This window comes from Motiliproteus sp. SC1-56, from assembly GCF_017309075.1.
GTDB lineage: Bacteria > Pseudomonadota > Gammaproteobacteria > Pseudomonadales > Balneatricaceae > Motiliproteus.
This window is the reverse complement of record NZ_JAEMGS010000010.1, coordinates 124,586-144,178: the sequence shown is the minus strand read 5'-3', so window position 1 is coordinate 144,178 and position 19,593 is coordinate 124,586. Positions and strand designations below refer to the sequence as shown.

The following is a 19,593-nucleotide window of genomic DNA, read 5'->3' as shown; positions in this document are numbered from 1 at the left end:
CAGGAAGGGGCAGGCGGCCTAAGCCTCGGCGGTAAGCGCGCCTGCCCGCTCCAGCTGCGCCCGGCTTGTCCGGTACACCTCCCGGGCCTGGCTGATTTTTTCGGCCAGCCGGGAGGTTTTTGCATTTGAAGCGCTCGCTTCGATCTCCTTGCAACGTTCTGCCAGGGCCCGCAGTCCGAAGTTGGCGCCGGCACCGGCCAGTTTGTGGGCCAGGCCGCAGAGCCCAGCGCGATCGTTGGCCGCCAGGGCGCTATCCAGCCCGCTAAAGAGTTCCTGGCACTGGCGGTCCAGGGTGGCGAGCAGCGCCTCGAATTTTTCCGCACCCAGGGTATTGCGATGCTGGGCCAGCAGCGCCTGGTCGATCAGGGACTGCTCCGGTTCCCCGGCTGACGCCCGGCGCCGCGGCAACTGTGCTGGCTGTGAGGGCTGTGATGTTTGCGATAACAGCGGCGCTGTCACCGGGGGCTCTGGCGGGACGCCGGAGGCCGGTTGCGGCGGCAGCGCAGCGTTAAGAACCTGGCGCAGCGCGTCCAGAAGCAGCGGCTTTCCCAGCACCCGGTCGATACCGGCCGCCCGGTATGCCTTGACCTCGTCAGTGGTCATGCTGGCGGTGAGGGCGATCACCGGTATGGCGGCCTTGTGTGGATCCGGGTGCTGGCGCAGGGCGCGGGTGGTCTCCATGCCGTCCATACCCGGCAGGTGAATATCCATCAGCACCAGGTCGAACGTCTGGTTGCGATGCAGGGCCAGGGCCTGGTGGCCGTCGGCGGCAGTCCATACCCGGTGGCCATCCACGGCCAGCAGCGCCTTGGCGACTTGCTGGTTGATCTGGGTATCCTCCACCAGCAGCACCCGCAGGGGTCGCACCGGCTCCTGAGCGTAATCTTGAGCAGGGGGCGTTGGTTGGTTACACAGGGCGGGGTCGCAGGTCGGGTAATCGATCTCAAACCAGAAGCGGCTGCCTTTGCCGACCTGGCTTTCATAGCCGATGCGTCCCTGGTGCAGCTCGACCAGTTGCCTGCAGATCGAAAGTCCGAGCCCTGTGCCCCCGTAACGGCGGGTGATGGAGGAGTCGGCCTGGGAGAAGTCCTGAAAGATCCGGCCCCGGACGCTTTCTGGAATGCCGATACCGCTGTCCGCCACCGTGACCTGCAACCCGAGCCGCCCCGCGTGTATCTGCTGGAATCGCACCCGCAGGTGAATGCCGCCCTGCTCGGTGAACTTGATCGCGTTCGTGCCCAGGTTCATCAGGATCTGGTTCAGGCTGCGCCGGTCCCCGGTGACCGGGGGAATGGGCTCGGTTGGCCTGTCGAGGCTGAACGCCAGCCCTTTGGCCGCTGCCAGGGGGCTGAGGATGGTGTCGACTTCGTCCAGCCAGTCGTCCAGGTGGAAGGGGGCGTTCTCCAGCTCCAGCTGGCCGGATTCAATTTTGGCGAGATCCAGCACGTCGTTGAGAATGCCCAGCAGGGCCTGACCCGACTGCTGCAGGGTGTCAACCTGGGCCCGCTGTTCTTCGGATAAGGCGCCCCGCTTGAGCAGCTGGGCCATCCCCAGGATGCCGTTCATGGGGGTGCGGATCTCGTGGCTCATGGTGGCCAGAAACTGGGATTTGGCCTGGTTGGCCGCCTCGGCCTTTTCCCGCGCCAGGTGCGCGGCCTTCTGGGCCAGCTCGGCCTCGTCCCTGGCCCGCCGCTCGCTGATATCGGTCACCGAGCCCTCGTAGTAACGCAGGGCGCCGCCGTCGTCCAGGACGCTTCGAATCGACAGCGAAACATAAACGGGCGATCCGTCGATGCGGGACCAGCGGGTTTCGAAATTGCGTACCCGCCGGTCCCGGGTCAGGGCCGCCCGCAGCTGGCGCAGGTCGTTCTGGTCGGCAAAGCACTGTTGGCCGATATCCTTGATGGCGGTGAGAAACTGCGGCGCCGAGTCGTAACCCAGAAGTGCAGCCAGGGCCGGGTTGACGGAGATGAAACGGCCCTCAAGGCTGGAGCGGAAAATGCCCTCAATGGCGTTTTCAAACAGGGAGCGGAACTCCTGCTCTGACTGCGTCAGGCTCTGGTAGAGGGTGGCGTTTTCAATGGAGATCGCGGCCTGGGCGAGCAGCACATGCAGGATCTGCACTCGCTGGGCCTGAAACACGTCGCGGTTGTCGTTGTTTTCCAGGTAGAGCACGGCGCTGAGGTTGCCCTGGTAGACAACCGGCGCGCAAAGCAGGGAGCAGGGGCGTTGCTGCTTGATGTAGCTGTCCTGCATCAACATATCCTGGTGACGCGAATCATCCAGCAGCAGGGTTTCCTGGGTACGGGCCACGTACTGGACGAGGCTGACCGGCAGCCGGTCACTGGTGTGCAGTGACTGGCCGGAGAAAAACCTCACCTCGCCGTCCACCTCGGCTTCGGCTTCAAGCCACAGGCGCTGGTCTCGCTTGAGCACCAGCAGCGCGCGTTGGGCGCCCACGTTCTCAATCACCAGTTTCATCAGCCGAGCCAGCAGGCGTTCGAGCACGATTTCATCGGAGATGGCCTGTGACGCCTTGACCACCGAGGCGATGTCGATGGTCTGGTTGGTAAAGCCCAAGGGGGCGCTGTGAGGGGGCTGTCGTTCCGAGTGGGCGGCTCGCGCGTGGGCAGCCCCCATGGGATCCGGGACAAAGACCGCGGGGTGGGCGTCTTCGAGCTGTTCGCGTTTGGCTTCGGCGCCGAGCTGCCGGTAACAGCGCCGGGCTTCGTTCAGGTAAGCGGCAGCAACGGCGGTGCGGTCTTTGTGCAGGTGATACACCCCGGCGCGTTCGTTGGCCAGTGCTTCAACGAGGGGAAACCCGTTGTCTCTTGCCAGGGCGATGGCCTCGTCATAGCGGTCGATGGCGGCCGCTCCCCGTCCGCGGGCGGCGTCAAGCTCGGCCTGCAGCAGCACCAGGTGGTGGCGGTGGTTGTGGGGGCAGTGGCGCGCCCAGTTGTTCAGTTGGCGAATGCCTTTGCGTACTCGGCGCAGGGCGGGTCCGCGCTGCCGGGGAGGCAACCCGGGCAGCTGCGCGAGGCGGCACAGGCCGTCGAGAAACGGGTGAAAGGCGAAGGTGTAGGTGCCGCCAATGTAGGGCAGGTAGGGGCGCGCCGCGTCACAGTGGGCGACCGCCGCGTCAATTTCCCCGAATAGGTAGCCCAGCAGTGCCTTGTAGAAGTGGTGCAGGCAGATGGCGGTCCTGTGGTTTCCTGCCCGGTGCTCGGCCATCATGAAGTCTTCCTGGTAGTACTTGCCGTCCAGCCAGGTGGGGTGAGGGCGTGGGTAACGCAGGTTATCGATCACCTGCAGGGTAAACAGGGAGTACTGGACCGATTGCTTCTGTCCCGAGCGTCGCAGCCACTTTACGTGTTCGTCGAAGCGCTGCTGGAGCCCGGACAGGTCCCCCCCCTGCAGGAAGGCAAACTGGATGTGGGCGGCCAGGCAGTAGGCGCCCCACTCCATGTCTCCGTTGTCTGCCGCGAGCCGGTATCCACGCAGGAGCGACTCGCAGCTGGCACGCAGCGGCTCCTTCCAGTGGCGGACGTAGGTGTCGAACAGGTACAGGGTGCGTTGGTGGCGGGAGGGCGACGGCTCGCGCTGGTCGAGCTGCAACGCCAGCTGTCCCAGGGCGTAACCCTGCTCGACGGTCTTGACCCGGCCGCAGAGTACGCCGGCGTAACCCGCGAAGACCTGGGCCGAGACCGGGGTGAGGCCATGACGCAGGCATAACTCCACCTGTTTGGCCATGACCAGGGTTCTGAGGGCCGAGCTGGAGAACTTGATGGCCCCGAACATGCTCACCAGGATGGAGGTGGCGGCGAGCATGCGCCTGTCTTTCATCCGTGCCGCGCCCAGGATCGCCGTTGGCGGGTGACGCCGGAGCAGCCAGCGGATTTTCATAACGCCCGCCCCGGTGCGCTGTCTGGAGGGAGACTCCGGAAGATCGACTCCCAGCAGCCGCAGCACGGTGAGGGCCGTCTCCAGTGCGGCACTGAACTGGTTGCGGGCCACCTGGGACTGAATGCGGACTTCGTAGACCGGCACCTGATCGAGCAGGTCCACGGCCTGGCTCAGCACCTCGGCGGCGAGGGGCTCCAAGGCCGCATAGTCTCCCCGAATGTAGGCCACTTCTATCGCCGCGTGGTGAAGTTCGAGGGTGAGAGCGTAGTGGCTGCGCCAGCCCCCCTGGGGAAGCTGGTCGAGGCCCCGTTGCAGGTAATCGGAGGCCGCGTCGAAAGCGGCCGCGTCGCGGGCGCGGCGTCCGGCCTTGAGGTTGAGGTGAGCCAGCTGCAGCCGTTCGCCGTGGGTGCTGAGCAGTGACCGGGCCAGGTTGAAGTGGTTGGTGATTTCGAAGGTACGGTTGTCGCTTTCCGCCCGGTTGAGGTTCTGTTGCATCATGCGGGCGATCTGCAGGTGCAGGGTCTGGCGCTGGTCCGCGGCGACCAGGGCGTAGGCGGCCTGGTGCACCCGGTCGTGAGCGAAGCGATAGCCCTGGCGGCCGGAGCCCGGTTCGCGAGCCAGGTGAAGTGGCTCTTCCAGGGGGGCCACCAGTCCTTCCTTCAGGGCCGGGAGCAGGTCCTTGGCGGCCTGCTGAAGACTGCGTTCGGAGACCACCGCGAGGGTATGCAGGTCAAACTGGCTGCCGATACCCGCTGCCAGCTGCAGCGCGTCCCGGGTCTGCCGGGTGAGGCGCTGCATCTTCTGCAGCAGCAGGTCGACGACGTTGTCGGTGATGGCCTGCTCCCGGATCTGGGCTTCGTCCCAATGCCAGCGCTCGCCGGTAAAGCGGATCAGGCCGCTGTCATGCAGCGAAATCAGGAACTGGCGCAGGAAAAAGGGGTTACCCTGGGTCTTGTCCAGGCAGATCTTCGCCAGGCCCGCGCAGGCCGAGGGCGCACAGCATAGGGTGTCGGCCACCAGGCGGGTAACCTGGGGCAGCGGCAGCGGCTGCAATTCGATCTCGGTGATTTGCACGGGGGCGCGTTGCAGGGCGTTCAGCAGCGAACGCAGGGGGTGGTCGGCGGGCACCTCGTTGTCCCGGTAGCTGGCGATCAGCAGCAGCGAGGGGCGTTGCCCCCCCTGGGTCAGGGCCTGGATCAGGTTCAGGGAAGCCTGGTCGGCCCAGTGCAGGTCGTCCAGCAGCAAGACCAGCGGCTGCTCCGCCGTGGCGAAGGTCTGCAGAAGGGTGCGGAACAGGCGTGCGGGCAGGTGGCGGTCTTCGGGGCGGTTGGGTCCTGCGCCCACCTGCCCATCGCCCATCAACAGGCCAAGCTCCGGAAGCATCTGCACCATGAGCGGAGCCTGGGTGCCCAGGGTGCTGTCCAGCTTTTGCCGCCACTGGGCTACCCGGGCTTCGGGCTCGGCGAGCAACTGGCGAATCAGGCTGCGCAGGGCTTTCAGAAATCCGGAGTAGGGGCTGGGGAAGGGGTCGAACTTGCCCCGGACAAAGCGCCCGTTGTGCAGCTGAATGCTCTGCTGGATCTCCTGCACCAGGCTGGTTTTGCCGACCCCGGCGTAACCGCTGATCAGCACCAGCTCCTGGGCCGTCAGAATCCGGCTTTGCCCGGTTGTGGCACCCTGTCCGCTGAGTGCGCGGCGTTGCAGGAGCTGCTGCAGCCGTTCAATCGTCGACTCCCGCCCGTAGAGGGTCTGCGGAATCTCAAAGCGCTCGGAGATATCCTGTGCGGCGATGGAAAACAGCGGAATCGAGGCGGTCTCCATCCAGCAGCGGTAACAGTGGCGCAGGTCCTGGGTCAGGCCGAAACTGGAGAGGTAGCGCTGGGCGTTGTCCTTGGCCAGCAGTTTCAGGGTAATCCGTGACAGCACCTCCGGCAGGGCCGGGTTGAGCCGGTGGGGGGGGAGCGGGTGCCGGGCGATATGGCTGTGCAGCAGGGTCAGGTCGTCGTCGGCGCTGAAGGGGGGGGCGTGGCTCAGCATCTGGTAGAGGGTGGCGCCGAAGCTGTAAAAGTCGGTTCGGTAATCGACACTGCGGTTGATGCGCCCGGTCTGTTCCGGCGCGATGTAGGGCAGGCCCTTGGATGACAACGGGGCCAGGTCGCCGGTAACGGGCTCATCGCCGGCGCCGGTGGCAAGGCAGAAATTCACCAGCGTGGCGGTCTGGGTGTCCGGGTTGATGAGCAGGTTGGAGGGGTTGAGCTGCCGGTGAATGACACCGGCTCGGTGCAGGCGGCCGAGGGTTTCGCTGAGGTGGATAACGATCGGCAACCACTGGTGCCAGCTGCAGCGTCGCGCCAGCAGCAGCTCGCTGGCGGGTACGCCGCCGGGGTCGGCGAAAACGACCGCCGGCTCGAGCGCCTCGGCCCGATACTCCAGGGGCTGAACCACCCCGGGGATTTCCAGCTCGCGCAGCAGGTTGTATTCGTGCTGGAGTCGGTTGAGGTTCTCTTCGCTGCGCGCGTGCGGGGCAAGTCGCTTGATGATGACCGGCTGATCGTCGATCAGTCGCAACCCCCGGTCGATAATGAAGCTGCGCCCGGCGTGCAGCTGGCTGAGAAAGCGGTAGCCGGGGAGGTCGAACACGGCGTTGCCTCCTGAGCGGGCTGGATGGGCCGGGCGGGTCAGGGGGCCGGCCCGGGACGGCTGCCTGCCCGCCACGCCATCAATGGACCAGCTCGCCGGCAAAGAGGTAGCCGGCGCCGTGGGCGGTAAGGATAAACTGCGGGTCCGCGGGATCGTCCCGTAACTTGCGGCGGAGCCGCCCCACCAGCACATCCACGGACCGGTCCGTGGGGGTCCACTCGCGGTCGCGGATCGCGTCCATCAGCTGGTCCCGGCTCAGCACCTGGCCGGGTTTGCTGATCAGGGCGTGCAGCAATTTGAACTCACCCTCGCGCAGGCGTTCGCTGACCCGTTCCGGCGACGTGAGCAGCCGCTTGTGCGGATCCAGCTCCCAGCCCTCGAAGCGGCACACATGGGTGCGCTTGGCGGGCTGGCTGGCGGCGGGCTGCCGGCGCAGGCGCCACAGCAGGTTTTTGGCGCGCACCATCAGCTCGCGCGGATTGAAGGGTTTGGTGACGTAGTCGTCGGCGCCCATTTCCAGGCCGACGATGCGGTCGATCTCGTCGCCCTTGCTGGTCACCAGGATAATGCCGACGTCGGCACCGGCGCGCAGCTCCCGGGTCAGGGTGAGGCCGTCCTTGCCCGGCAGACTGATGTCCAGCAACACCAGGTCGATCTGCTGCTGCGCAACCAGCTGCGGCAAGTTGTCGGCCTGGTCGGTTTCGCTGACCTGGTAACCCGCGTTTTCCAGGTAGCCGACCAGAAGGGAACGGGAGGCGAAGTCGTCTTCGACGACCAGGATATGGGCACTGTCCTTAGGCTCGTTTTTCATGGCAATTTCTTGTTTTTATTGTTTTGCTGGCGCCGCCTGGATGCGGCGTCATGCCTCGCATTGTGCCGTGACTCAAGCGCTCAGGGCCAGTGCGTCGGGGCAGGGCGTTCCACTCTGTGGAATGCGTGGGTCTCGAATGGCCGGGCACCGCGCTGGTCAGGTGCCAGGAGCCAGGAGCCAGGAGCCAGGAGCCGAGCCCTCGAAGTGTTGCCGGTGCGGAAAACGGTTCGGGCCTTGATGGGGCGCGGGATTTCGGCAAAACACTGGAAAATCCCGCAAAGCTTGGTACGGTCAGCCGTTAGATTGTATTGTGGGCTTAGACCCACACAGGACCCTAACCCTGTAAAAAGCGAGGGGTTTGCGAGCCGTGGCCGAGGTATGGACCGGGCGTGTTGACCGGCTTTGACTGGGTGGGTCATTACATAATAAAAACCGTGCGCCCGGTTCCGCCAGGCGCCTTCGAGAACCGTTCTTCGAAGGCCTTGGGTGACCGGCGTTAGCTTTACGGAAACATGAATGATTAATGCTGCAGTACCGAAATGGTTAGGGTGGTTGGGCTTGGCCGGCACCCTGATGGTTTCCTTGCATTCCCACGCCGCCCCCCAGTCGCTGGTTATCCTCACCTCTTTTTCGGAAGCGGTCTCACAGCGCTTCGGTGAGGCCTTTGAAGCGGCCCACCCGGATGTGCGGGTTCGGTTTATCAACAAGAAAACCGCCGCCGTGCTGACCCACCTGGAGCAGCAGCTGAAGCCGCGCCCGGACCTGGTGATGGCCAGCGCCATCGACGCCTTCGACCTGCTCAGCGAGAAGCAGTTGCTGCAGCCTTACACGGCTTCAAACGGGGAGGCCCAGCCCTACAGCAGTTTCGGCTATTCGGGTTACGGCCTGATGTGGAACCGCCGTTACCTCGAGCAACGGGACCTGCCGGCTCCCGCTGACTGGGACGGGCTCCTGGATCCCGTTTATCGCAACCATATCGGCATGAGCTCCCCGACCCGCTCAGGCACGACGCATGTCCTGGTGGAAACCATCCTTCAGCAGCGCGGCTGGGAGCAGGGCTGGGGATACCTGAACCGGCTGGCGGGCAACCTGGCGACCGTGACGGCGCGCAGCTTCGGGGTCCGGCAGGGGGTTATTCAGCAGCGCTTCGGTATCGGCCTAGTGATCGATTTCTTCGCGTTTTCAGCCCAGCCCGCACATGCCGAAATTGAGCTGACCTACCCCGTCGGCACCAGCTTTCTGCCGGTGAGCGCGGGGATTGTGAAAGGGGGCGCGCAGCCTGGGGTCGCCCGTCAGTACATCGACTTTCTGCGCTCTGACCGGGGCCAGGCGCTGCTGCTGGAGCCTGAGATCAGCCGCTTTCCAATCCGCGCCGCCGTGCTGGAAGCCCAACCCGAACACCCGTTGAACAGCTACCAGCGCCAGCTTGAGGAAACGCTCCAGTACGACCGGCAGGAAGCGCGGCGGCGTTACCACCTGGTCAACGCTCTCTTCGATCAGTTGATCACTCTGCGCCTGCCGTTTATCAAGCAGGCCTGGGGGGAGGTGGCGGCGCTTGAGGCAGACCCCGCGCTGGCCGGGCAGCCCCGGCTGCAAGCGCTGCTGGCGGCGGTCAAACAGCGCTTGTCGGAGGTGCCTTTTGACGAGTCGTTGCTTAGTAACGCGGCCCTGCTGGCTAAGTTCAACCGGCCATTGCCCGGCGGCGGGACATCGACCGCACAGCGCAATCAGCAGAGCCACTGGCAGCGCTGGGCATCCATCCAGCAAGCCGACGTCAACCGCACCCTGGGGCGGATCCGCTCCGAGCTGAAAGCCATCCGGGAGCAGGGCTGATGCCGTTGCAGCAGACAGTCGGCCGCGGCCCGGGCTGGGGGGTGAGCCGGATTGGCCTGAAGCTGATCGGGGTGATCGGCGTCATTCTGCTGGCGACCCTGGCTATCGCCCTCGCGGCCTGGCTGGCGTTTGTCGAGATCAGCGAGCGCATCGATACCATCAGTGAGCGGCAGGTGCCACTGTTCACCACCTCGGCCAGGCTGGCGGAGGTGGGCGGGCAGATTACCTCTACCGCCCCCCGCCTGCGCTCGGCCCGTTCGCCCTGGGAGCAGGAGGAGGTGTGGAGCCAGCTCGACGAGCAACTGCTGGCCTTGCAGGCGCTGTTCGAACAGGACCAGATCGCAAACCAGATGCCGGCGGCGTTGCGGCGGCCGGTCGAACTGCTGCTGCCGCGCATCAAGGCAAACCTCGAGGCGTTGAACGACAACGTCAGCGAGGGGTTTGATCTCAAGGCGCGCAACCGCCGCCTGTCCGCTTCCCTGCGCTGGTCCCACGCGACCTTTCTGGACGAGATTGAACCGATCCTGGAGGACAGCCGTTTCAACACCCGTATTGCCCTTGATCATTTGGTGGACCGCTCGCTCAACGGGCCGATGCAGTCGCTCAACGAAATTCAGCTGGAAATGAAGACCCGGGAAACCCTCATGGGGCTCAATGCGGACAGCAACCTGGCGGTGGGGCTGATTCTGCGGGCGGCCAGCCAGCAGTCCAAAGACGAGATCGAGGAAACCCTGCTGTTTCTCGGCGAGGTCGAGGACCGTCTCCGGCAACGGCTGGAGGCCCTGGAGACGATCAGCAGCACCGTGTCGCTGCGCCAGGCGGTGGTGGACATACTCTCCTTCGCCCTGCCGGGCCGCAACCTGCCGGGGCTGCGCGAGCAGGAGCTGGCGCTGCTCAACCGTAACCAGCAACTGCTGGAGGAGAACAAGGCGCTGCTGCAACGTTTGAAGGCGCTCATCTCGGATCAGGTCACCCGGGCAGAGAGCGCCACCCTGGAGGCCGCCGCCAAGGCCCACCAATCGGTCAGGCAGGGGCGGGCGCTGCTGGTGATGATGGTCGTGTTCGGGATCATCGTCGCCCTCGGGGTCGGCTGGTTCTACGTCGGGCGCAGCCTGTTAGGGCGTCTCAACAGCCTGCGCAATAGCATGGCCGCCATCGCCGCCGGCAACCTGGAAACCCCCATTGACACCAAAGGCAGCGACGAAATCACCCAGATGGCCGAAGCCCTGGTGGTATTCCGCAACACGGCGGTGGAGGTGGAGGAGGCCAACGCGGAGGCGATTATCGACAACGCTCTGGTCGGCCTGATCAGCGCCGATGCCGAGGGGCGGATTGAGTTTATCAACCCCAATGCCTGCTCACTGCTGCACAGCGAGGAGACGGCCCTGATCAGCGGGCACGTTCGGCAGATCCTGGCACCGGCCATCCGCAACGCGTTTGACCCGGTGCGGCTGGCCGAGTCGGAAGCGGCTGCCACCGTGGAAACCATCGGCTGTCGCCAGGACGGCAGCCTGTTCCCGATGGACCTGTCGGCCCGGTGTTACTACCAGCGTAGCAAGCGCAAGTACCTGTTCACCCTGGTCGATGCCACGGAGCGTCAGCAGGCACAGCAGTTGCTGGAGCAGCGCATCGCCGACCGCACCCGGGACCTGATGGCCGAGGTGCGCGAGCGCAAGCGCACCGAGGCCGAGTTGCGGGCCGCCCACCAGGAGCTGATCCAGACCAACAAGCTGGCAACCCTCGGCGAGCTCTCCGCGGGCATCGCCCACGAGCTGAACCAGCCCCTGAGCGCGATTCGCTACAGCGCCCACAACGCGGCCCAGCTGGTCACACGGGAGCGTATTGGTGATGCGCAGGCGTGTCTCGGAAAAATCGAGACCCTGGCCAACAGAATGGCGGGCACCATCAACCACCTGAAGGTGTTTTCCCGCCGCGCGCCGGACGCGCTGGAGGCGGTGGCTCTGGCCGAGGTGGTCGACAACGCGCTCTCCCTGTTCGCGCAGCGCCTCAAGCGCATGGAGTGTGAGGTGCGCTGGCGCGGGCGCGAAGCCATTCCCCCGGTGCTGGGCGACCCCATCCGCCTGGAGCAGGTGGTGGTGAACCTGGTGGGCAACGCGCTGGATGCCATGGAAAACAGCGATTCACCGTCCCTGTCGGTGGAGGCGGCCCCCGCTGAAGAGACGGTATCCCTGGTGATCGCCGATTGCGGTACCGGCATGCCGGCGGAGGTGGTGGAGAAGATGTTCGATCCGTTTTTCACCACCAAGGAGATCGGTCAGGGGCTGGGGCTGGGGCTTTCCATCTCCGCCAAAATCGTGCGTGACCTGGGCGGGGAGCTGAGGGTGGAGAGCGAGCCGGGACTGGGTACCCGGATCTATCTGAATTTGAAGCGAGTGACAGAGAATGACGACACCGGCCTTTGACCGAGTGATATTGATCGAGGATGAGGTCGACGTGCGCGAAGCCGCCCGTCTGACACTGGAGCTGGAGGGGTTTCGGGTAGCAGCGTTCTCCCGCGCAGAGCCCGCGTTGGAGACCATCGACGCGGACTTTCCCGGGGTTGTTATCAGCGACGTGAAGATGCCCGGCATGGACGGCCTGGAGCTGCTGCAGCGGGTGTGCGTGAAAGACCGGGAATTGCCGGTGATCCTGGTCACCGGCCACGGCGACATCAGCATGGCGATTCAGGCGGTGCGCAAGGGCGCCTACGATTTTATCGAGAAGCCGGTCGCCCCCGAGCGGCTGGTGGAGGAGGTGAAACGGGCCCTCAACACGCGACGGCTGGTGCTGGAAAACCGGGGGCTGAAGCGCCAACTGGCCGGGCGCAGCTCGCTGGAGAGCCGGGTAATCGGCAACAGCGCCGGCATCATCCGCCTGCGCGAGATGATCCGCAACGTCGCCGATGCCGATATCGACGTGCTGATCCACGGCGAAACGGGCACCGGCAAGGAGCTGGTCGCCCGGGCCCTGCACGATTTCAGCAAACGCCGGGAGGGTCATTTTGTCGCCCTGAACTGCGGTGCGCTGCCGGAAACGGTGATCGAGAGCGAGCTGTTCGGCCACGAGGCGGGCGCCTTCACCGGCGCCAGCAAGCGGCGGATCGGCAAAATTGAATACGCCGACGGCGGCACCCTGTTCCTGGATGAGCTCGAAAGCATGCCCATGCACCTGCAGATCAAACTGTTGCGTGTGCTGCAGGAGCGCAGCCTGGAGCGGCTGGGGGGCAATCAAAGCATTCCGGTCAACGTGCGGGTGGTGGCCGCCACCAAGAGCGACCTGTTCGAGGCCGCCGCCCGCGGCGAATTCCGCGAAGACCTCTACTACCGGCTGAATGTCGCCCTGCTCCAGGTCCCGTCCTTGCGGGAAAGGCTAGACGACGTGCCCCTCCTGTTTACCTGGTTCGTCAGCCAGTCGGCGCAACGGCTCGAGCGGGAGGCGCCCGCCCTGGCGCCGGAGCAGCTCTCCGCGTTGCTGGCCCACCGCTGGCCGGGCAACGTGCGTGAACTGCAACACGAGGCGGAGCGTTTCGTGCTGGGCATCTCCCAGCTTCTCGCAGGCGCTCCAAACGCCTCCACGCAGTCCCCGGAGAGGGAACCCGGCAGTCTGCCCGAGCAGATGGAATCTTTTGAAAAACGCCTGCTCACCGAGGCCCTGACCCGGACCCGGGGACGGGTGACCGAAGCGGCCGAACGTCTGGGCATCCCCCGCAAGAAGCTCTACTTGCGCCTGCAGAAGTTTGGCATCGACAAGGAGCGGTTTGTCGGCGGTTGAGCTGGGCCTGCCTGTGCAGGCCTCCAGCGCTCAGTACGATTGACCCGCGATATTGCTATGGCCCTCTATCACGGTGAGAGAACCCGCTGACCAAACGGCATCGGCTAAGGTTGAGGTGAACATCAGTTTACCCGCGACGGGTTTGAGTCCTGACCGTGCCAGCGTTTTTAGAGGTTGGAACTGAAGGTCTGCAACAAACAACTGGCAACCATCAGCCAGTTTCTTTTCAACAAAGCGTCCCAGTGCTGATACGCCACCTGCGTCCAAGATGGGTACCGCATCCATGTAGAGTATGAGTCGCTGTTTGTTTTTCGAAACGACCAGCAGTTCATCAAAGATTCGGTCAGCGGCTGCGAAGAACAAAGGGCCACTAATCTTGTAAACGCCCCAGTCGTCAGGCAGCGCCTGGGGCACATGTTTGCGGTTAGCGCTGATGTCACTGACGCGCGTCATGTTGGCAATGTCGCGCATGAATAGTAACGCCGCCAGCACAATACCAAAGCTGATCGCTACGACCATGTCGACGACGACGGTCAGGCTAAAGCAGGTCAGGAATACGATAATATCGCCCAGAGGGGCTTGGCGAATCAGCGCTAATCCCTTGTGCGCTTCACTCATGTTCCAAGCAACGATGAGCAGCATCGCCGCCATCGTTGCCATCGGGATGTAGGCCAGCCAGGGCGCAAGCACCAGGATGCTGATCAAAACAACCAGACCATGAATTACTGCCGCGACGGGCGATGCTGCACCTGCGCGAAAATTGGCGGCCGAACGGGCTAGTGCGGCTGTTGCGGTAATGCCGCCAAACCACGGCGCGATAAGGTTACCAATACCCTGACCGAGAAGCTCGCCGTTGGAGTTATGCCGTTTCCCGCTCATACCATCTAGAACCACCGCGCACAGCAGCGACTCTATAGCGCCAAGCATGGCAATCGAGAACGCCGCTGGCAGCAAGTCGATAACCAGTTCAAGACTCCAGGCCAACGGCTGTCCGTCAGGGCCCGGTTGCAACCACGGCAGAGTAAAACTCGGTAATGCTGGGGGTATCCCTGCGCCTTCGGTGCCATAGAGAAGTACATAACTAAACCGAGAGCCGATGGTTTCAATGTGTTCGGCTCCCAACAGCAGCGAACACACCACACCTGCGATCACAGCGGGTAGATAAGCAGGTATAGGCGTTTTGAAACGGGGCCAGACAAGTAGCGTTACCAGGGTTACGCATGCAACGGTTAACTCACCCGCTGCGAAGTCGGGCAGGTGCTGAAACAGGGTATCTAGTTTCGAGAAATAGCTTTCCGGAAACGACTCAATGGAGAGGCCGAAGAAATCGTTTATCTGAAGCGTAGCAATGACCACGGCGATGCCGGCAGTAAAACCCAGCGTTACAGATTCCGGTATGTACTCGATTATGCGCCCAAAACGCCCGATTGACATGAGGATCAGCATGGCACCAGCCATGACTGATGCGACGAGCAGGCCGCTGAGGCCATATTGCTGAGCGACGGGGTACAAAATAACGACGAACGCAGCAGTCGGGCCTGAAACGCTGTATCGGGAGCCACCAGTGAGGGGGACCAGGATGCCTGCGATGATTGCGGTGTACAGCCCATACTGAGGGGGCACGCCACTAGCAATGGCTAGCGCCATAGCCAGGGGAATAGCGATGATACCCACCGTTATTCCAGCCAGCAGGTCTCGACTGAAGTGGCTGAAGCGATACCCTTCGCGCAAAACCTCGATCAGCGCACTGAATGGCCGCATTTTATTCAGTCGAGCACGATGTGGCATGAAATGCACCTGGCGGATAAGCAGCCATCAGTCTGATAGGCTGGCACAGAAAGAGATCACATTACATGCACACATACATATGATTCAATGTTAATATGATTAACATATAGAATGCCGAGGTGCAGATGATGGAGAAACGTACGGCCAGACTTACTCTGCTAATCGACCCCAAAAAGAAAGCGGTCTTTGAGCAGCTTTGCCAAGCAGATGACTCGACGCCCTCTCAGACGGTTCGTCGGTTTATTCGCGAATACATTGAAGAAAAACTTGGGCCTGATTGGCGGGATGAGGTGTTTAACTCCGAGAGTGACAGTAAGTAAGCTAGAGTAAGTAAGCGATAAAGTCATCAGCAACTCGCTGGGCCTCCCCTAACTGACCAGACATCACTGACTCTGGCGCTTGTTAAGCGGCTGCCCCCTCTGTCGACGGTGCCGGCAGTAATGATCACTAAGTGCCCGCAGGAGTCACGAGATTCAAAGTGCTGAAGGGGCCGCGTTTGGCTTTCTATCTCGAACCCCTGGCTACGAATCAGTGATCGCTGGCAGCCCGAAATAGGGCCAGAACCAGCAGCGCGCTGGCCCCACCCAGCGCCACCGCTTATCAACCTTCAGGTGCCAGCGGTATCTATCAAAGAACGCGTTCCTTTCCAGAAATCGCCCGGCTCAGCAGGTCTGCCTTATCAAGGTATTGGGCTCGTTGTCGGTGGCTGTCACTTGCCACCCCCCTGAAGGCAGCGGCTGAAGGATTCGGTGGGCGCAGTTTTCCAGCTGGGGCGGCGCCCACAGCTGACTGAGGGGGCGCTGATCCAGCTGGCTCAAGAGTGTCTTGATAAAGACCATGTGGGTCACGACCAGTACCTGTCTGCCCCGGTACTGCCGGGCGATGTCATTGAACGCGTGCCGGACCCGCCGGCCAAAGGCCTCGAAGCTCTCGGCGTTGGCAGGCGGCTGGTAGCGATCCGGCCGGTTCCAGAAATTCCACAGGTTATCCGGGTCTCGGGTTTGGATTTGCCGCTTGCTGCAGCCTTCCCACACGCCCAGGTTGAGTTCGCGCAGCCGGTCCTGAGGCTCCGGGGGCAGGTCCCGCCCGCTGACGATGATCTCCGCTGTCTGGCCGGCGCGGCCGCTGCTGCTGCACAGCACGGCATCGAATCGGTAATCCCGCAGGCGCTCGGCTAGATGGTGTGCCTGCGCGATGCCCCGCCCGGTGAGGGGCGAGTCCCGGTGGCCCTGCAGCCGCTCCTGCAGGTTCCATTCGGTTTCTCCGTGGCGCACAAGGTGGATAGTGGTCATGGTACGGCTCCCTGTGATGGTCAGGTGAAGCGGCGGTCTGGCCTTTACGCTGGCATAGCAATTACCGAACCAGCGGGCGATAACTAAAAATCATCATCAATATCAGGCGATTATGGTTGTCTCTTTTGCCAATGCGGACGGGGTGAGTCTGTTGTGACCCGTGAACCGGGGCGTCGATGAGTCACATGTGACTCGCTTGTGCCTGCATCAGCCTTCGCAAACACCCTATTCACCTGATAATCGGGTAAAAAACATCCTTGCTCCAAATTGGAACGGCGCTTGCTCCACAGAAGTGCAGTCAAGCCGAGAGGTTTGATGAACGATAATAATAAGGAGCAAGTTTGATGAAAAAACTGATCAGTAACGCCCGCAAAACCCTCGGCTATTCCGCCCTGGCGGTCGCCATCAGTTCGGTCAGCGGCGTCGCCCTGGCCGCCGGTGACAAACTGGTGGTGGTGACCTCCTTTCCTTCCGACCTGACCAAGGTCTATAAGGAGGCGTTCGAGAAAGAGCACCCCGGCCTTGAGCTGGAGGTCCTGTCGAAGAAAACCACGGCCGGCATCAAGTACATCCAGGAAACCGCCGGCAACAACAAGACTGACCTGTTCTGGGCGTCCGCACCCGATGCGTTCGAGGTGCTCAAGGACGATGGCCTGCTGCAGAAGTACGAGGTCAAGGTCAACGGCATTCCCGCCAAAATCGGCTCCTTCCCGATCCACGACCCCGAGGGCTATTACAAGGGCTTCGCCGCGGCCGGTTACGGCATCATGTGGAACGAGCGCTACCTCAAGGCCAAGAAACTGCCGGCGCCCGCCGAGTGGGCGGACCTGGAGAAGCCGGTGTACTTCAAGCACGTGGGCATGTCCGCCCCGTCGCGCTCCGGGACCACGCACCTGACGGTCGAAACCATCCTCCAGAACGAGGGTTGGGACGACGGCTGGGCCACCCTCAAGCGGATGGCGGGCAACTTCAAGTCGGTCACCGAGCGCAGCTTCGGGGTGCCGGACGGGGTCAACAGCGGTAACTTCGGTATCGGGGTGGTGATCGACTTCTTCGGCCTCTCGTCCCAAGGCGCGGGCTTCCCGGTGGACTTCCGCTATCCCTCGGCCACCACCTTGGTGCCCGCCAACATCGCGATCGTCAACAACGCGCCGAACGCGGAAATGGCCGGCGAGTTTATCGAGTTCGTCCTCTCCGAAAAGGGTCAGCAGCTGCTGCTGGACCCCAAGATCCGTCGCCTGCCGGTCAACCCCAAGACCTACGCCCAGGCCCCGGCGGGGTTCCCCAACCCCTTCACCGACGAGCGGCTCAGCAACACGCTGCTGTTTGACCTACAGCTCTCCAAGAATCGCTACAACCTGGTCAACTCGCTGTTTGACGTGATGGTGACCTACCGCATGGATGACCTGCGCGCGGCCACCGAGGCGATCTACGAAGCCGAGTCCGCGCTGGAAGGCAAGTCCAACGTCAAGGCGGAAGAGTTGATCCAGGAGGCCAAGGGTCTGATCGCGGCGCTGCCCATCACCGAGGCGGAGGCCGCCGATCCCGAGTTTGCCGGGGTCTTCACCAAGAAGCGCAAGAAGGCCACCGACAAAGTCACCGGCCGTCAGGCTGAGGTCGAGAGCAGCTGGGACGCCTTCGTGGTCGCCAATTACCGCAAGGCCCAGTCGCTAGCAGAACAGGCGCAAGCACTGCTCTAAGCAAGCCATCGTGGCGGGAGGGGCGTTCGCCTTTCCCGGCCACCCGGGCACGGCCGGCCCGTGGGCTGTGCCCGGTATTTCCCTGTTTTGCGTGTATTTGAGGTGATTTATGACGAGTGCAACGGTGACTCGTAAAGGCTTGCTGCGGCTCCCCACATTCTCGGCCACCCAGTGGGGGCCGGGCCTAGTGGCCGCGCTGGTCGGGATGTTCCTGCTGGTGGTGTTGGTGCTGCCGGTAGCCAAGGTGGTGTACGTGGCGTTTCAGGACCCGTCCACGGGCGACCTGACGATCATGAATTTCGTCGACTTTTTCAACGCCTCTCTGTTCAGAGAGTCGTTTATCAACTCGTTTTACGTGTCGGCCATGTCGGTGGTGTTCGCCACTCTGATTGCCCTGCCGTTGGCCTATTTCACCACCCGGTTCAACTTCGGCGGCGCCGCCATTATCCAGACCCTGGGGGTGATTCCGCTGATCATGCCGCCGTTCGTCGGGGCGGTGGCGATGCAGCTCTTCTTCGGCGAGAACGGCAGCATCAACCTGCTGCTTTACGACTGGTTCGGTTTTACCATTCCCTTCATGGAAGGGCTCAACGGCGTGATCCTGGTGCAGAGTGTGCACTTCTTTCCGTTCATCCTGATCAACCTCGCCGCCAGCCTCCAGAATATCGACCGCTCCATGGAAGAGGCGGCGCTGAACCTGGGCTCCAGCGGCATGCGCCTGTTCCGGCGCATCGTCTTCCCGCTGGGCATGCCGGGCTACGTGGCCGGCGCCTCCCTGGTGTTTCTCAAGGTGTTTGATGATCTGGGCACACCGCTGCTGCTCAACATCAACAACATGCTGGCCCCCCAGGCTTACCTGCGTATCAGCTCGGTGGGCATCTCCGACCCGATCGGCTACGTGATCTCGGTGATTCTGGTGGTCTTCTCGCTGTTCTCCCTGTGGGTTTCTTTCCTGGCGTTGAAGGGGAAAGATTACGCGACCACCCAGAAGGGCGGCGGCGGTCTGCTCAAGCGCGACCTCAAGAAGTGGGAGAGAATAGGCTGCTACGGGGTGATCCTGCTGATTCTCGGTTTTGTCATGGCCCCGCACCTGGCGCTGTTCATCCTCTCCATCGCTTCGGTCTGGTCCTTCAGCCCGCTGCCCGACGGCTACACCCTCGACCACTACGCCGAGGTGTTCCAGAGCGCCGGCGGCTACATCAGCAATACCTTGCTGTACGCGGGGCTGGCGGGGCTGATCGACATCGTCCTGGGTACCGCCATTGCCTATATCGTCTGGCGGACCGGAATCTGGGGCCGCAAGGCGCTGGACTTCCTCGCCATGGGGGCGGTGGCCATTCCCGGCGTGGTGCTGGGGATCGGCTACCTGCGCAGCTTTTACGAGGTGGAGGTGCCCTTCAGCGAAGTGCCCCTGGCGTCGGTTTGGGGGGTGATTGTGATCGCTCTGGCCGTGCGCCGCCTGCCCTATGCCCTGCGGGCCTGCGTGGCGGCCCTGGCGCAGGTGTCGATATCGCTGGAGGAGGCGGCCGAAAGCCTGGGGGCGAATAAGAGCCGGACCATCCGCAAGATCGTGGTACCCCTGATGACAGGCGGCATCCTGGCGGGCTTTGTCACCAGCTTCGCCACCGCCGCGGTGGAACTCTCTGCCACCATCATGCTGGTGTCGACGGAGTCCGATGCGCCGCTTGCCTATGGCATCTACCTGTTTATGCAGTCCGCCGCCGGGCGCGGGCCGGGCGCGGCCCTGGGCATCATCGCGGTGCTGATCGTCGGGCTGGGCACCTACGCTTCTCACAAAATCATCGAACGAACCAAGCGTGACCGCGCGGTCGATCAACAATCCTGAACCGGAGAA

The 19,593-nt window shown here is 63.2% G+C and carries 10 protein-coding genes; 6 read left to right on the top strand and 4 right to left on the bottom strand.

The window, feature by feature from the left end; all coding sequences use genetic code 11:
- Nucleotides 1–18 precede the first annotated feature (18 nt).
- Together JGZ97_RS12655 and JGZ97_RS12650 are read right to left on the bottom strand one after the other, a co-directional pair.
- Nucleotides 19–6,543 carry an AAA family ATPase gene (locus JGZ97_RS12655; RefSeq protein WP_207062996.1) on the bottom strand — a complete coding sequence of 2,175 codons (6,525 nt, stop codon included), beginning with the start codon at nucleotides 6,541–6,543 and terminating at the stop codon, nucleotides 19–21.
- A 79-nt stretch (nucleotides 6,544–6,622) separates the two neighbouring features.
- Nucleotides 6,623–7,354 (bottom strand): response regulator, encoded by a 732-nt coding sequence (locus JGZ97_RS12650; RefSeq protein ID WP_207062995.1) that lies wholly within the window; start codon nucleotides 7,352–7,354, stop codon nucleotides 6,623–6,625.
- A 516-nt stretch (nucleotides 7,355–7,870) separates the two neighbouring features.
- Between JGZ97_RS12650 and JGZ97_RS12645 the strand changes: the two genes are divergently transcribed.
- The 3 genes from JGZ97_RS12645 to JGZ97_RS12635 are packed head-to-tail and all read left to right on the top strand — an operon-like array spanning nucleotide 7,871 to nucleotide 12,958.
- Nucleotides 7,871–9,187 carry an ABC transporter substrate-binding protein gene (locus tag JGZ97_RS12645; RefSeq protein WP_207062994.1) on the top strand — a complete coding sequence of 439 codons (1,317 nt, stop codon included), beginning with the start codon at nucleotides 7,871–7,873 and terminating at the stop codon, nucleotides 9,185–9,187.
- Complete coding sequence (locus JGZ97_RS12640; RefSeq protein WP_207062993.1) at nucleotides 9,187–11,610, top strand: ATP-binding protein; 2,424 nt, start codon at nucleotides 9,187–9,189, stop codon at nucleotides 11,608–11,610. The genes JGZ97_RS12645 and JGZ97_RS12640 overlap by 1 nt, the downstream gene beginning before the upstream one ends.
- The gene (locus JGZ97_RS12635; protein ID WP_207062992.1) at nucleotides 11,591–12,958 is read left to right on the top strand and encodes a sigma-54 dependent transcriptional regulator; all 1,368 of its coding nucleotides are present in this window, start codon (nucleotides 11,591–11,593) and stop codon (nucleotides 12,956–12,958) included. The genes JGZ97_RS12640 and JGZ97_RS12635 overlap by 20 nt, the downstream gene beginning before the upstream one ends.
- A 30-nt stretch (nucleotides 12,959–12,988) precedes the next feature.
- Here the strand turns inward: JGZ97_RS12635 and dauA are convergent, their stop codons facing one another.
- The gene (dauA, locus tag JGZ97_RS12630) at nucleotides 12,989–14,746 is read right to left on the bottom strand and encodes a C4-dicarboxylic acid transporter DauA (protein WP_207062991.1); all 1,758 of its coding nucleotides are present in this window, start codon (nucleotides 14,744–14,746) and stop codon (nucleotides 12,989–12,991) included.
- Nucleotides 14,747–14,871: 125 nt separating this feature from the next.
- Here dauA and JGZ97_RS18220 point away from each other — a divergent pair, with 125 nt between their 5' ends.
- Nucleotides 14,872–15,066 carry a CopG family transcriptional regulator gene (locus tag JGZ97_RS18220; protein WP_370584055.1) on the top strand — a complete coding sequence of 65 codons (195 nt, stop codon included), beginning with the start codon at nucleotides 14,872–14,874 and terminating at the stop codon, nucleotides 15,064–15,066.
- Between the two features lie 342 nt (nucleotides 15,067–15,408).
- Here JGZ97_RS18220 and JGZ97_RS12625 read toward each other — a convergent pair whose 3' ends face one another.
- Nucleotides 15,409–16,038, bottom strand: a complete 630-nt coding sequence (locus tag JGZ97_RS12625; protein ID WP_207062990.1) for a histidine phosphatase family protein — start codon at nucleotides 16,036–16,038, stop codon at nucleotides 15,409–15,411.
- Between the two features lie 344 nt (nucleotides 16,039–16,382).
- Between JGZ97_RS12625 and JGZ97_RS12620 the strand changes: the two genes are divergently transcribed.
- Together JGZ97_RS12620 and JGZ97_RS12615 are read left to right on the top strand one after the other, a co-directional pair.
- On the top strand, nucleotides 16,383–17,738 hold the full coding sequence (locus tag JGZ97_RS12620; RefSeq protein ID WP_207062989.1) for an ABC transporter substrate-binding protein: 1,356 nt from the start codon (nucleotides 16,383–16,385) through the stop codon (nucleotides 17,736–17,738).
- 124 nt (nucleotides 17,739–17,862) lie between these two features.
- Nucleotides 17,863–19,584 carry an ABC transporter permease gene (locus tag JGZ97_RS12615; RefSeq protein WP_370584054.1) on the top strand — a complete coding sequence of 574 codons (1,722 nt, stop codon included), beginning with the start codon at nucleotides 17,863–17,865 and terminating at the stop codon, nucleotides 19,582–19,584.
- Nucleotides 19,585–19,593: the final 9 nt, after the last annotated feature.